The sequence below is a fragment of the Pseudomonas sp. GW821-FHT03C07 genome (assembly GCF_059420925.1).
In genome coordinates this window covers 476,757-490,570 of the sequence record NZ_JBWKUQ010000001.1, presented here as the reverse complement: position 1 = coordinate 490,570, position 13,814 = coordinate 476,757, and the positions used below count along the sequence as shown (strand labels likewise).

At 61.4% G+C, this 13,814-nt stretch carries 11 protein-coding genes and 2 pseudogenes; 7 read left to right on the top strand and 6 right to left on the bottom strand.

Features of this window, described 5'->3' with window-relative positions; genetic code table 11:
* Positions 1-13 precede the first annotated feature (13 nt).
* Positions 14-844: a phosphodiesterase gene (locus tag AC07VG_RS02070; RefSeq protein WP_495020371.1), complete on the top strand. Its 831-nt coding sequence runs from the start codon at positions 14-16 to the stop codon at positions 842-844.
* 3 nt (positions 845-847) lie between these two features.
* Here AC07VG_RS02070 and AC07VG_RS02065 read toward each other — a convergent pair whose 3' ends face one another.
* From AC07VG_RS02065 to AC07VG_RS02050, 4 genes and pseudogenes are all read right to left on the bottom strand, one after another.
* Complete coding sequence (locus AC07VG_RS02065) at positions 848-1,798, bottom strand: PDR/VanB family oxidoreductase (RefSeq protein WP_495000423.1); 951 nt, start codon at positions 1,796-1,798, stop codon at positions 848-850.
* Positions 1,795-2,841: a Rieske 2Fe-2S domain-containing protein gene (locus AC07VG_RS02060; protein WP_495020370.1), complete on the bottom strand. Its 1,047-nt coding sequence runs from the start codon at positions 2,839-2,841 to the stop codon at positions 1,795-1,797. Before AC07VG_RS02060 ends, AC07VG_RS02065 begins: the two co-directional genes overlap by 4 nt.
* A 111-nt stretch (positions 2,842-2,952) precedes the next feature.
* Positions 2,953-3,138, bottom strand: a pseudogene (locus AC07VG_RS02055) (hypothetical protein); the annotation flags it as partial.
* 114 nt (positions 3,139-3,252) lie between these two features.
* Positions 3,253-4,182, bottom strand: a complete 930-nt coding sequence (locus AC07VG_RS02050; protein WP_495000425.1) for a helix-turn-helix domain-containing protein — start codon at positions 4,180-4,182, stop codon at positions 3,253-3,255.
* Positions 4,183-4,433: 251 nt separating this feature from the next.
* Here AC07VG_RS02050 and AC07VG_RS02045 point away from each other — a divergent pair, with 251 nt between their 5' ends.
* Together AC07VG_RS02045 and AC07VG_RS02040 are read left to right on the top strand one after the other, a co-directional pair.
* Positions 4,434-4,859: a GFA family protein gene (locus tag AC07VG_RS02045; RefSeq protein WP_495020369.1), complete on the top strand. Its 426-nt coding sequence runs from the start codon at positions 4,434-4,436 to the stop codon at positions 4,857-4,859.
* 22 nt (positions 4,860-4,881) lie between these two features.
* Positions 4,882-6,009, top strand: a complete 1,128-nt coding sequence (locus tag AC07VG_RS02040) for an NAD(P)-dependent alcohol dehydrogenase (protein ID WP_495020368.1) — start codon at positions 4,882-4,884, stop codon at positions 6,007-6,009.
* Between the two features lie 33 nt (positions 6,010-6,042).
* On the opposite strand, the pseudogene AC07VG_RS02035 reads toward AC07VG_RS02040, so the two are convergent.
* Together AC07VG_RS02035 and AC07VG_RS02030 are read right to left on the bottom strand one after the other, a co-directional pair.
* A pseudogene (locus AC07VG_RS02035) lies at positions 6,043-6,168 on the bottom strand (response regulator); the annotation flags it as partial.
* Between the two features lie 135 nt (positions 6,169-6,303).
* Complete coding sequence (locus tag AC07VG_RS02030; RefSeq protein WP_495000427.1) at positions 6,304-8,076, bottom strand: sigma 54-interacting transcriptional regulator; 1,773 nt, start codon at positions 8,074-8,076, stop codon at positions 6,304-6,306.
* A gap of 291 nt (positions 8,077-8,367) precedes the next feature.
* Here AC07VG_RS02030 and AC07VG_RS02025 point away from each other — a divergent pair, with 291 nt between their 5' ends.
* From AC07VG_RS02025 to AC07VG_RS02010, 4 genes are all read left to right on the top strand, one after another.
* Positions 8,368-9,843: a benzaldehyde dehydrogenase gene (locus AC07VG_RS02025; RefSeq protein ID WP_495000428.1), complete on the top strand. Its 1,476-nt coding sequence runs from the start codon at positions 8,368-8,370 to the stop codon at positions 9,841-9,843.
* Between the two features lie 67 nt (positions 9,844-9,910).
* A complete protein-coding gene (locus tag AC07VG_RS02020; RefSeq protein WP_495020367.1) occupies positions 9,911-10,678 on the top strand; it encodes a coniferyl-alcohol dehydrogenase in 768 nt (255 codons plus the stop codon).
* Positions 10,679-10,779: 101 nt separating this feature from the next.
* A complete protein-coding gene (locus AC07VG_RS02015; RefSeq protein ID WP_495020366.1) occupies positions 10,780-12,429 on the top strand; it encodes a DUF1302 domain-containing protein in 1,650 nt (549 codons plus the stop codon).
* A 15-nt stretch (positions 12,430-12,444) separates the two neighbouring features.
* Entirely contained in the window at positions 12,445-13,806 is a 1,362-nt protein-coding gene (locus tag AC07VG_RS02010) for a DUF1329 domain-containing protein (RefSeq protein WP_495020365.1), read from the top strand.
* Positions 13,807-13,814: the final 8 nt, after the last annotated feature.

Genomic DNA, 13,814 nt, shown 5'->3' with positions numbered 1-13,814 from the left:
CGAGATCCGTATTTTGAACCATCCGTTTGTTGTTGCGCAGATCAGCGATCTGCATCTTAAAGCCGGTCAGAAGCTGACCTATGGTGTGGTCGATACCCTCGGTGCATTGCGTCGCGCTGTCGATCACCTCAACGCCAGCCGGCCGCGCCCGGATATTGTGGTGATCAGCGGCGACCTGGTGGACTTCGGTCGCCCTGACGAATATGCCGTGCTGCACCCTGAGCTTGCACGCCTGCATATGCCTTGCTACCTGGTGCCCGGCAACCACGACAACCGGGAGCATTTGTTGGCCGCATTTGCCGATCACCGCTACTTGCCGACGGTGGCCGGCGCACCACTGGATTGGGTGGTCGAGGAGCATCCGCTGCGCCTTATTGGTCTGGACACGAGCATACCCGGTGCCCATGGCGGTCAGTTGCTGGACAGTCAGTTACGCTGGCTCGATGAACAACTGACCCGTCGTCCCGATGCGCCGACACTATTGATCCTGCATCATCCGCCGTTTATCAGTGGCATTGGCCATATGGACCGCGAACCGTTCATCAACGCGGCGGCACTGGAGCTGCTCATCGCCCGTCACCGGCAGGTCGAGCGCTTGTTGTGCGGGCACCTGCATCGGCCGATGCAGCGGCGTTTCGGCGGTAGCCTGATTTGCGTGTGCCCCGGTACCTCACATCAAATCGTGCTGGATCTGCAGGAGAACGCCCCGGCGCATTTCAATCTGGAACCGCCCGGGTATCTGCTGCATCGCTGGCATGTGCAGGCGTTGGTGAGCCATAACGCGGTGTTGGGTGAGTATCCCGGGCCGTATCCATTTTATGACGCTCATGGCTTGATTGACTGATCACTAGAGGTCGAGCACCAGCAGCGGCGTCTTCGCGCGCGAGCAGCAAGGGGTGAACTGGTCGTTGGCGGCTTGTTCATCCTCGGTGAGGAACAGGTCGCGATGCTCCGGCACGCCCTCCAGAACCCGCGTCAGGCAGGTGCCACAAATGCCCTGTTCGCAGGAGATCGCGATCTCGATGCCCTGGTCTTGCAGCACCTGTACCACGCTCTTGTCGGCTGGCACCTCGAAGCGTTGGCCGCTGCTGGCGAGCTGAATCGAGAAACTGCCGTCGGTGCCGGTGTCGATGGGCGCGGCGGCGAAGTACTCGCGATGCAGGCAGGGCTCCTGCCAGCCCTTGGTCTTGGCCGTGTCCAGCACGTGCTGCATAAAACCACCGGGGCCACACACATAGACATGCACGTCGTGTTCAGGCGTGGCCAGGACCTTGGCGGCGTCCAGCGCCGTCTCGGGTTCCTGATCGAAATGCAGGAACACCCGGTGGGCAAACGGCGAGTGTTGCAGGCGTTTGACAAAGGCCGCGCGATCCCGTGAACGGGCGCAGTAGTGCAGTTCGAAATCCGCGCCGCTGTGCGCCAGGCGTTCGGCCATGCAGAGGATCGGGGTAATGCCGATGCCGCCGGCGAAGAGCAGACTGCGCCTGGCCTCATGGACCAATGGAAACAGATTGCGCGGTTCGCTGATCGGCAGGTGCATGCCAGCGTGGATCTGCTCGTGCATGGCCAGCGAGCCACCCCGGGAAGTTGGGTCCTTGAGCACGCCGATCAGGTAGCGATGGCGCTCTTCGGGGTGGTTGCACAGGGAGTATTGGCGGATCAGGCCGCCAGGCAGATGCACATCGATATGGGCGCCGGCGCTGAAGGCCGGCAGTGGTCGCTCATCGACACTGGCCAACTCGTAGCTGCAGATGTCCTGGGCTTCGTTGTGGCGCGAAACCACCCGTACGTTGATCATGCCAGTGACTCCTGCGGGGCTTGTTCCTGGGCGATCAGGCGCTCCAGGACACGACGCGACTGCACGCCGCCGGCGTCGATATTAAGTTTGAGCAGGTTGCGCAGGGGGTGGTCGAGCAGGTTCTGTTGCTGGCGTTCGAGCATCTCCAGGTCCTCGCTGAAAATCTTCCCCTGACCCTCTCGGATGCTCGCGGTAAGGACTTCGTCCTGCGGGTTGAAGTTGCGCGCCATGCCCCAGAAGTACCAGATCGAGGTCTCGGTTTCCGGGGTGATGAAGTCGACGACGATGCTCGACGCCTTGAACTGCGGATCGGCGTGATAGCCGCCTTTGCCGGCATGGGCCACACCGACTTCGATCAGCACATGGCTGGGTGGGCTGAAGCGGCAGATTTGCCAGCGGTCCACCGGCACATCGTCGGCCAGGTTGTTGCCGCGCAGGGCCATGCGCCAGAAGGGCGGCGCCATGATGTTTTCCATGTGACGGGCGGTGATCACTTCGTCGCCTTCGACCGTGGTGATCGGGGCGACCTCATCGATTTCCTTTTGGCCGATGCTGGACGCATGCACATAGGTCTCGTGGGTCAGGTCCATCAGGTTGTCGATCATCAGGCGGTAGTCGCAGTTGATGTGGAACAGACCGCCACCGTAAGCCCATTCATTGTTCACGGCCCACTCCAGGTGGTGGATCAGTGCCGGGTCTGCCTTGTCCTGTTCGCCCGGCCAGACCCAGATAAAACCGTAGCGCTCGACCACGGCGAAGGTCTTGTTGCAGGGGAATCCCCGGACTCGCTGCCCCGGCATTTCCACGGTCTTGCCATCGCAGCCCATGACCAGGCCGTGATAGCCGCACACCAGGTTGCCGTTTTCGACGTATCCCAGTGACAGCGGTGCGCCGCGATGAGGGCAGAAGTCCTCGACGGCCGACACCTGGCCTTTATGCCCGCGGTAAAAAACCATCTTTTCACCACAGATCTGACGGCCTAGTGGCTTGTCGGAGATTTCATCGAGCGTACAGGCGACGTACCAGGTGTTCTTGGGGTACATGGAGATTCTCCAAGGCGGTTTGTTGTTATTTATGGGATCCATTAGTTGTTATTTAATCGCTTCTTGTCAAATATTTTCAGGTTTAAAATATTTAATGGATCCATTGAGGTGTCATGGACCCTTTTCTGGCAGCACGGGCCAGCAGCGGATCATCACTGATTGCAGCTTCGTGTAGTTGTCGATGAAGGCGCTGCCGAACTCGCGACCAATGCCCGAAGACTTGAGGTCACCGAACGGCACGGCCGGGTCAAGCAGCAGGTGCGGGTTCACTCAGACGGTGTCCGCTTCGATGCAGGGATCATGTTCAGCAGGCGGGTGGGGAGCGAGTCGGGGAAAGGCAGAGAAACCATGGTCACGCAAGGCTCAGCAGGATGTCCGCCGCAACCAGGGCATCGATTATGCTGGCGTCGCTCAAGAGCGGTATCGTGAGGTGCTGGGCGTTTTGCCGAAGTATTGCCTGAACCTTCTCGCGAAGTAGTTGGAATCATTAAACCCCACCTCGAACGCGACATCACCGACCGACAGGGTGCAGGCGGGATCGGTCAGCAGAGCCTTTGCCCTGTCTAGTCGGCGCTGGACGATATACTCCCTTGGCGTGGTCCCGTTGCGCGCAAACAGACTTTGTAGTGTGCGCATCGGGTAACCTGTTGCGGCCGCTATCAGAGCTGGGCTCAGTGCCGGATCGGTCAGCCTCGCGTTGATCCACTCGATTATCCGTCTGTACTCACTGTCGACAGTCCTGCGCTCCGCATCATGATTTCCACGAAGGGCCAAGTTGGCCAGGTCGACCAGTATCCGTGCGAGCGTCTCATCTTCCTCCGCGTCGACGTCTCCATGCTGATACTCAAGCAATAGCGAGAGGGTGAATTGACGCAACCGTTTCACCGCAGGTAGCTGGCTCGGCACGCTCATACCAGGATGAAGAGACATCCGTGCCGTTTTGTCCAGCATCGTTGACGGCAGCTCCAGCATCAGCAGATCACTGCGGTTCGATACGTTCACCGAGAAAGGGCTCCGAGTGTCGCACAAAGCCAGATCGCCGGTTGCCAGGGACGTACATGTGCCCTGTTGCCAGGTCTCGGAAAATCCCCTGTGCTGAAGGTGCAGCTTTATCAGGTCATCGCGTCCGCTTCCCGTTCTGCACGAGACGGTGGATTGGTTTGCTTGTGCGCGTATGAGGTTTAGCGATCCTAGAGGACGGTGCCATAGGGTGGCATCGAAATGATCGCCTTCGTGCTCAACAGTGCAGCCCGGAAATTTATCCATGACTACCTGATTCCAGCACTTCAAGCGGTCATGCGAAGAAAACGAAGCGGATGAAACACTCGACAAATGACCCATGGCTGTCTCCTCGTTCTTGTTTTTATTTTTTTGGCGAAGCCCACGACACGTATTCATGTGGTCGACATTCCACAAGCATATCGCATTGCTATTGCTACGCGTTGCGCGTTCGTGCTGGTCAACCTTGCGCCTGTGTGCGCGCATTGAGATCGTTGGCCGGCTAGGATGAAGACCGAATTTGTGTGTAGCACGAGTATCGGATCATACCGCCAAGGGGCGCGTGTCCCGATAACCACGAGGAGAATCAGATAATGAATGTCATGCGTCGGGGATGCTGCCTGTGCGGGCAGGTCCAGGTGGTTCTGCGGAACCTGCCATTGGCGATTGCCTCATGTCATTGCAACCATTGTCGCAAGACCAGTGGGGCCGCGTTCTCACTGGTCGCAATACTGCCCGCACAGGCAGTCGACTTATCTGGAGAGGTGATGGCCTATGACGACATTGCTGATAGCGGCGCGCGGATTTCACGCCGTTTCTGCGGCCGTTGCGGCTCACCCGTCGAAACGGCATCGTCGATAACCGAGCAGCAGGGCATTCGGATAATCAAGCTGGGCCTCTTCGACGAGATCAACGACCTCAGGCCCAGTGTTGAATTGTTTTGCCGATCGCGCGCGGGGTGGCTGCCACCTTTTGAGGAGGCACGCCGTTATACCGCTATGCAAACGCCTGATGTCTGAGAATTTGAACAGGAGACGCCCCATGATCCCGATCACTGCAGCACTGACGCCTTGTTGTGGCGCGCACTGGACGCTGACCCCGGCACTGTTGGACGAACCGCGGCCTGATGAAGTATTGGTACGCGTCGTGGCCACCGGCGTATGCCACACCGACGTGAGCGTGCGCGAGCAGCATCTCCCTATGCCGCTGCCTGCCGTGCTCGGCCACGAAGGCGCGGGCATTGTGGAGCGAATCGGCGAAAACGTACGGGATCTGTCCGTGGGTGACCATGTCGTGATGTGTTTCGACTACTGCGGGACCTGCCCGAACTGCCTGCGCGGTCTGCCGAACTATTGCGAGCAAGCATTTCCACTGAACTTCGCAGGCTGCCGCGGTGATGGCAGCGTTACGATTCGGACAGAGGAGAGGGATGTGCATGGCAGTTTCTTTGGCCAATCGTCCTTCGCCACCCATGCGCTCACTCATCAGCGTAATGCCATCCGCGTCCCCAAAGACGTACCCCTGGAGTTGCTTGGGCCACTCGGCTGCGGCATCCAGACAGGCGCGGGCACGGTGATAAACGCACTGCGGCCCAGCTTCGGCAGCCATCTTGCGGTATTCGGCGCGGGCGCTGTCGGCTTGGCTGCGATCATGGCCGCCAAGTTGACCGGCTGTGCAACCATCGTTGCGATCGACATCCATGATAACCGACTGGACCTTGCCAGGGAGCTGGGAGCCACACACGTCGTCAATGCCCGGAGCGAGGGCGACATCGTCGCCCAAGTGCGTGCGGCTTCAGGTGGCCGTGGCGCCGACTATGTGGTCGATGCAACGGGCGTTGCAGCCGTAGCGGCGCAGGCGGTCGCCAGTCTCGCACCGTTGGGCCGGTGCGCAATTGTCGGTGTGTATCCGCCGGAGACCCATTTGGTACTGCCCGCCGGGGCGCTGTTCTTCGGCCAGACAATTGGTGGCGTCGTGGGGGGCAACGGTATCCCGAAGATATTCATCCCGCAGCTGATCGAGATGTGGCGTCAGGGCCGATTTCCATTCGATCGGTTGATCACGTTCTACGACTTTGCGCAGATCAACGAAGCCGTCGATGACGCCGTCTCCGGACGGGTTCTCAAGCCTGTTTTACGTATCGGCAACACGAAGGCCACAGACCGCTAGCTTGCCGGTAGCGGCCCGAGCTGACGCAACAATCTCCGGCATGTGCAAGTCGAGAATGACCAGGTCGGGTTCGAAGCTGTTGAACAGGTCCAGGGTTCGCAGTGGTTGGGTGCTGCTCAGGACGTTGGTCAGCCCTTCGCGCACCAGCAGTTGCTCCATCAGGTATTAAACCGTGTTAGCGCGGCTGGGCGCCATCTGCCAAATTTCGGCGATGCCCGAAGCGCAGCCGACGCAAGCGAGGAAATGACCGCGTCACTGGTCTTACGTGGTTGCCCGTAGGCGCGCGCGCCCGAATCAGGCCGATGCCTGTTGGTACTTCTTCAGGCGATAGGCAAACTGCGCACGACTCAATCCCAGCAGGCGTGCCGCCGCCGCCAGATTGCCTGCGCTGTGTTGCAGCGCTTCCTCGATCAGGCGCGATTCCAGCCCTTCGATGGAGAAACCTTGCTCCAGCCGGGTCAAGGTTTCCAGCAAGGCCGCACGCGGTTGTGGGCTGGAGGGGCTCTGGTCGATGGCCGCGAGGCTGCCGTTATCGTCGAGGGAATACAGCTCCTGGGGTATGGGTTCATTGCGAAACAGGTGGACCAGGTCGATGGCCTGGCCATCTTCGCTGGCGATCAGGCCGCGCTCCACCAGGTTCTGCAGTTCCCGCACGTTGCCGGGGAAGTCGTAGCGCAGCAGCGCCTTGAGCGCGCGCATGGTCAGCCCGGCGGGCTTGCGCGCGTAGTCCTGGCAGAAGCGCCGCAGGAACGCATTGATCAGTAACGGGATGTCGTCGCGTCGCTCGCGCAGGGGCGGCAGGGTGATGGGGAAGACGTTCAGGCGGTAGAACAGGTCTTCGCGAAAGTCGCCCGCCGCAACCGCTTTGCGCAGGTCGACGTTGGTGGCCGCCACTACCCGCACATCGACCTTGATCGACTGACCGCCACCGACGCGTTCGATCTCACGTTCCTGCAAGGCACGCAGTAGCTTGCCTTGTCCGGGCAGGCTGAGGCTGGCGATTTCATCGAGAAACAGGGTGCCGCCGTGGGCCCGTTCGAAGCGTCCTGGACGCGAATGGGTCGCGCCGGTATAGGCGCCGCGTTCGACGCCGAACAGCTCCGCCTCGATCAGATTGTCCGGGATTGCGGCGCAGTTGAGGGCGACGAAAGGCGCCTGGTGGCGTGGGCTGTACTGATGCAACTGACGGGCAAACAGCTCCTTGCCAACCCCCGATTCGCCGCTGAACAACACCGTCGCCGGGGTCGGCGCCACGCGTTGCAAGGCGAGGGTGGCGGCATTGAAGGCGGCGCTGGCGCCAATGGGCTTGGGTCCGCCGGGCAGTTCGCCGTCGTCCTGGGGGGCGGGTGCCGGGGCTTGGCGCTGCCTGAAGGGGGCGTTGTTCGGTGAGGCGGTGAGATAACTCAAGTCTTGTTCGACATCGCCCCATTGTTCGGCGGTTTTGCCAACGACTCGGCAGGTCTCGTGGCCCATGCCCCGGCATTCGGTTTCCCGGAAGATCACCAGGCGCCCGAACAGCCCGCTGACATAGCCGATGGCATAGCCCAGTTCGGTCCAGCACACCGGGTCCTGGCCGATCCCGTAGGCGGCGATATGTTCGTCGGCCTCGCAGGAGTGATGCCAGAGGAACTCGCCTTCATAGAAGCCGGAGTCGGCATCGAACTTGAAGTGCAGGGGTTCGACCTTGGTCATGCCTTCGAGGGTATGCAGGCGCGTGCCAGCGGAGAAAATCGCCGCCGCATCGGCATCCGGCCAGCGCTCGCGGATCAGTCGGGCATCCCGTGCGCCGGACAGGTAGCCGGTGCGGGTAAACAGGCCACGGGTTTGTTCCAACCCCTGGCGATCGATGATCTCCCGACGTAGCGCGCCGAAGGATGAACTGTGCAAGAGCAGCATGCGCTGATCATTGAGCCAGATGCGGCCATCGACCGGAGAGAAAAACAGGCATTCGGTCAGCTCGGCCAGGGTTGGTGAGTTGCCCTCGACCAGTTGGGTACTGTCCCCCCGGGGTGAAAAATGCTCCTCCAGCACCGTGAGATCCGGGAACAGCGAATGGGGATTGTTCATTGTTATGCCCCTGAGCGCGTTGACTGATCGAAATGATCAACTTCGAAATAGTTATTAAACATAACTTTATCATTTGAACAAGTGCCGCCGTGTCGGGCGCGTGCCGGGGCGGCAGCTCAATCCGCGGACCCTTCTCTCGAACCCTCAAGCCAGAGCCTTCGCCGCCCAAAGCACGGCGGAATGAGGGAAATCGGCATGGCCCTTGCTCTAGTGCTTTCACCACGCAGACGACTTCAGCGCTTCAGCAAGGCTGCGTCGGGCGATGACAAACACAAGAGCCGGGAGGCCGAAATGGCGGTAAATGAACCCTCTGATTTCCTGCAGGACGAGTTGTGGTGTGAACGTATTTTCAGCGGTGACTGGATACGCCCGTTGGGTGGCAGCAATAGCGTACGTGAGCCGGCCACCGGTGAGGTGCTGACGGTGACCGGACTGGCCGATGCGGCGGATATCGCCTTTGCCGGCCTCACCGCAGCCCGCGTGCAGCCGGCCTGGGCGGCATTGGGGCCACGGGACCGTGCAGAGATCTTCCGCAAGGCCGCCGCACTGGCCCAGCAACACTTTGCCGAGCTGGCGCTGTATGTCGCCCGGGAAAGCGGCGGCAGTTTGTTCAAGGGAGAACACGAGGTCCGGGAGGCGATTGTCTTGCTGCATCAGGCGGCCGGTCTGCTGTCGCAACCCCATGGCCTGGTGCTTCCCAGCGAGGCGGGGCGCTTGTCCTACGCCCGCCGCTTGCCCCACGGCGTGGTCGGGGTGATCTCGCCGTTCAACTTCCCCCTGGTGCTCTCGCTGCGCTCGGTGGCGCCGGCGTTGGCGGCCGGCAACGCCGTGGTGCTCAAGCCCGATCCGCAGACCCCGGTCAGTGGCGGCTTCATCATTGCCCGGCTGTTCGAGGCCGCCGGTCTGCCCAAGGGGCTGTTACAGGTCTTGCCTGGCGCAGCTGCGGCAGGTGAGGCGCTGTGCCGCGACCCGCATGTGCGGATGATCGCGTTCACCGGTTCTACTGCCGCAGGCCGCAAGGTCGCGGAGGTGGCGGGTCGTCATCTGAAGAAAGTGGCCCTGGAGTTGGGTGGGAAAAACTCGCTGATCGTGCTCGAAGACGCCGACCTCGACCTGGCGGCCAGCAATGCCGCCTGGGGCGCCTGGTTGCATCAGGGGCAAATCTGCATGGCCACCGGACGCATCCTGGCCCATGAGTCGATCGCTGCAGAACTGGTTCGCCGATTGGCCGAGAAAGCCCGGACGATCACGGTTGGCAATGCCGCTCGCGGCGAGGCGGTGCTGGGGCCTTTGATCAACAAGCGCCAGTTGCAACGCGTGCATGAAATCGTCACGGACAGTTTGAGGGCGGGGGCAAGACTGGAGGCGGGCGGTGAGTTTGACCAGCTCTTCTACCAACCCACGGTGCTTTCCGGCGTGCGTCCGGGCATGCGCGCGTTCGACGAGGAGATCTTCGGCCCGGTGGCCACGGTGGTGAGTTTCGCCAACGACGAGGAGGCCATCGAATTGGCCAATCGCACCGAGTACGGCTTGTCCGCAGGGATCATCTCGCCTTCGCTCGGGCGTGCGATGGCGATGGGCGAGCGACTCAATTGCGGTCTGCTGCATATCAATGACCAGACGGTGGCCGATGAGTGCATCAATCCATTCGGCGGGCGTGGCAGTTCGGGAAATGCCGGCAGCGTGGGTGGTCCGGCCGACTGGGACGAATACACCCAATGGCAATGGGTGACGGTCAAGGACACCGCGCCGCGCTACCCGTTCTGAGAAAGACCGGCCGACGCGAGCGGTCGGCCAGCCAGTTGAACCCACAAAAACAATAAGAGGACACAACATGAAGCTCGACAACAAGATTGTGCTGGTGACCGGGGTCTCCTCGGGTATCGGCGCCGCCACGGCAAGCCTGCTGCGCAGCCACGGCGCCCAGGTGATCGGCGTGGATCTGAAGGCTCCGCACATGACCCTGGACGGTTTTGTCCAGGGCGACCTGAGCAGCGCCGAGAGCATCGACCGGCTGTTGCCGCAGCTACCCGCACGGATCGATAGCCTGTGCAATATCGCCGGCGTCCCGGGTACCGCCGACCCGCAACTGTTGGCGCGGGTCAACTACCTCGGCTTGCGACACCTGAGCAGTGCACTGCTGCCGCGTATCACGGCGGGCGGCAGCATCGTCAATATCGCCTCGATCCTCGGCGCCGAGTGGCCGCTGCGCCTGGAACTGCACAAGGAACTGGCGCGTATCGAGGGTTTTGCCGCCGCGCAAGCCTGGCTGGCCGCACACCCGGTACCGGACCAGACCTGCTACCAGTATTTCAAGGAAGCCTTGATCGTCTGGAACTATCTGCAGGCCCAGCCCTGGTTTCTCGAACATTCGGTGCGCATGAACAGCGTGGCGCCGGGCCCGGTGTTCACCCCCATCCTCGGCGACTTCGTGAGCATGCTCGGCGAGGCCAGGACCCAGGCCGATGCCCATCGCATGAAGCGCCCCGGTTATGCCGATGAGGTGGCGGCGGTGATCGCTTTCCTGTGTGCCGACGAGTCGCGTTGGATCAACGGCGTCAACCTGGCGGTCGATGGCGGATTGGCCTGCACCTACATCTGAAACGCAAACCCGTAAACAGCGGCGCAAGCCGCTGACCGAGCGTGTTGGCTGGCGCCATGCGTGCAAAGCCATGCCAAAAATAAAAATAATGAGGAGCGTCCATGGACAACGTTATAGGTGGCTTTCGTTTCAAGCGTTGCGCCCTTTTCCTGGCGTTATGCGGTGTAGGCGCGATGGTCGAGAGGGCCGAGGCCATGCAACTGGACCTCGGTGATTCCGATTGGAAACTGCGCTGGGACAACACCATCAAGTACAGCCAGGCCTGGCGTTTGCAGGGGCAGGACAGCCGCTTGACCCATGCGCCGACCGCCAACGGCCTGTACCCCTCGATCCAGAGCCAGGGCGATAAGAATTTCAGCACCGGTCTGGTTTCCAACCGCCTGGACCTGTTTTCCGAAATGGACCTCAGCCGGCAGAACTACGGGCTGCGGGTGAGCGGCGCGGCCTGGTACGACGATATCTACAACAAGAGCACCGACAGCAGCGAGCAACCGCACTTCCTCAGTGACACCCGCAAGCTCAATGGCCGCGACGCCGAAATCCTCGATGCCTTCGTGTTCCTGCGCGGTGACCTCGGTGAAGACTCCCAGGGTGTGGTGCGTCTGGGGCGGCACAGCCTGGTCTACGGTGAAAGCCTGTTCTACGGCGGCAACGGCATCGCTAATGCCCAGGGCCCGACCGATGTGGTCAAGTTGCTCAGCGTGCCGGGAACCCAGTTCAAGGAGATTCTACGCCCGGTCAACCAGATCTCCGGGCAGTTGCAGATCAACCCGCAGTTGTCGGTGGGTGCCTACTACCAGTTCGAGTGGGAGCGCTCCAACCTGCCCGGTGCCGGCAGCTACCTGAGCGATACCGACGCCATCGGCTACGGCAGTGGTTCGCTGCATGAGGTGTTCGGCAACGACACGGTGAATGCGGGCGACCTGAAACCGAGAAACTCGGGGCAGGGCGGTATGCAGATTCGCTTCAAACCGGCCGGTACCGAGCTGGAACTGGGTTTTTACGCCGCGCAATATCACGACAAGACCCCGATCGGCCTGTACGCCTATCTCGACGGCCCGGCTGCGGCGGCCAGCGGATTGCCGATCCTGAGCGCTTATCGCCAGGTCTACGCCGAAGATATCCGAACGGCCGGCATCAGCTTCTCCACCGCCCAGGGCCCCTTCAACTTCGCCGGTGAAACATCGGTGCGCTGGAATGCGCCGCTGGTGAGCAATCTGCAAGTGGTGACCCCGGGCATGTTGGCGGACGGTGGTGACCACTCGCTGTTTGCCCGAGGCAAAACTGCCCACGCCAACCTGTCGGCGATTTATCTGTTGTCGCCGACGGCCTTCTGGGACGGCGGTTCGGCCCTGGCCGAACTGGCCTGGAACCGCACCCTGAGCATCACCGAGAACGCCACGGCCCTGGACTCCAACACGACCCGCGATGCCACGGCGCTACGGGTGCTGGTGGAGCCGGCGTATTTCCAGATTGTCGACGGGATCGACCTGACCGTGCCGATCGGCATGGGCGTGGTGCTCGACGGGCGCTCATCGGCGGTCAACAAGTCGGGTTTCGGTAATACCCACTCCGGAGACTGGAGTGTCGGGCTCAAGGCTACGTATCTGCAGCGCTGGGATGTCGGCCTGAACTACGTGAACTTCTTCGGCGCGCCGAAAGCCGGGCTGCGCGAGGACGGCAATTTCAGTTTCGGGCAATCGCTGGCCGACCGTGACTTCGTCTCGCTCTACGTGAAAACCTCATTCTAATAAGGTGGATTTGTCATGCAGAACCAAACTTTTCTCAACACTTGCATCCTCACCCTGGCCCTTGCCGGCATGAGCCTGGCGCAGGCGGCGGTGTCGCCTGAACAGGCCGCACGCTTGAAGTCCGAGTTGACACCCCTGGGCGGCGAGCGTGCCGGCAACGCTGATGGCAGCATCCCGGCCTGGAATGGCGGCTACACCCAGGTCGCGCCGGGCTACAAACCGGGAGACAAACGTCCCGATCCATTCGCCGGCGAGAAACCGCTGTACTCGATCAAAGCCTCGAATATGACGCAGTACGCCAGCGAACTGGCCGAGGGCACCAAGATCCTGTTGAAGAAATACCCGGACTATCGTCTGGACGTGTATCCGACCCACCGCTCGGCCGCCGCCCCGCAATGGGTGTACGACAACACCGCAAAGAATGCCAGCCGTGCCACACTGGACATCGAGAGCGAGAAAGTGACCGGGGCCTATGGCGGTATTCCGTTCCCGATTCCGGACAACGGTGCGCAGGTCCTGTGGAACTACCGGTTGTCCTGGCAGGGGGGGGACACCATCAGTTCACCTTTCGACACCTGGCTGATGACCGCGGGCGGCAAGAAGGTCCAGGCTACCCGGGCGCTGTACACCTACCAGTTTCCTTATTACATCGAAAGCGGCAGCCCGGAAAACTTCTCCGGCAAATACCTGATGGGCAAAATGTTCACCGAGCTGCCGTCATCCAAGGCCGGCGAAGGCCTGATGACCCATTGGGACCTGGACCCGGCCAACCGTGCGGCCTGGCAGTACCTGGTCGGTCAGCGCCGGGTGCGCCGGGCACCGAATATTGCCTATGACACCCCGGACTTCGTCACCTCCGGTGTCGGTCTGTTCGACGAAGCCTTTATGCTGTTCGGGCCGACCGACCGCTTCGACCTCAAGCTGATGGGCAAGAAAGAACTGGTCGTCGCTTACAACAATAATCGCGCGGGTCTGGCCAAGAGCGATGATCTGGTCAAACAGAACTTCCTCAATCCCGACCTGGTGCGCTGGGAGAAGCATCGGGTCTGGGTGGTCGAGGCCATGCTCAAATCCGGCAAGCGCCATGTGGTACCGCGCCGGACTTACTACATCGACGAGGATTCCTGGCAGATCCTGATGGTCGACGGGTATGACGCCCAGGGCAAACTGGGGCGCCAGATGTATTCGCTGACGCTGCTGGCGCCGGACCTGCCGGCGCTTACCGCGCAGGTCATGTGGGGCAGCTACAACCTCGACACCGGCGCCTACTTCCTCAACTCCTCGAGCAATGACCTGGCGGTTCAGTACCAGAAAGTCGCGAAACCTTCGGCCTCCTTTTTCACGCCGGATGCCATGGCCAACGAAAACATGCGTTGAACCATGGG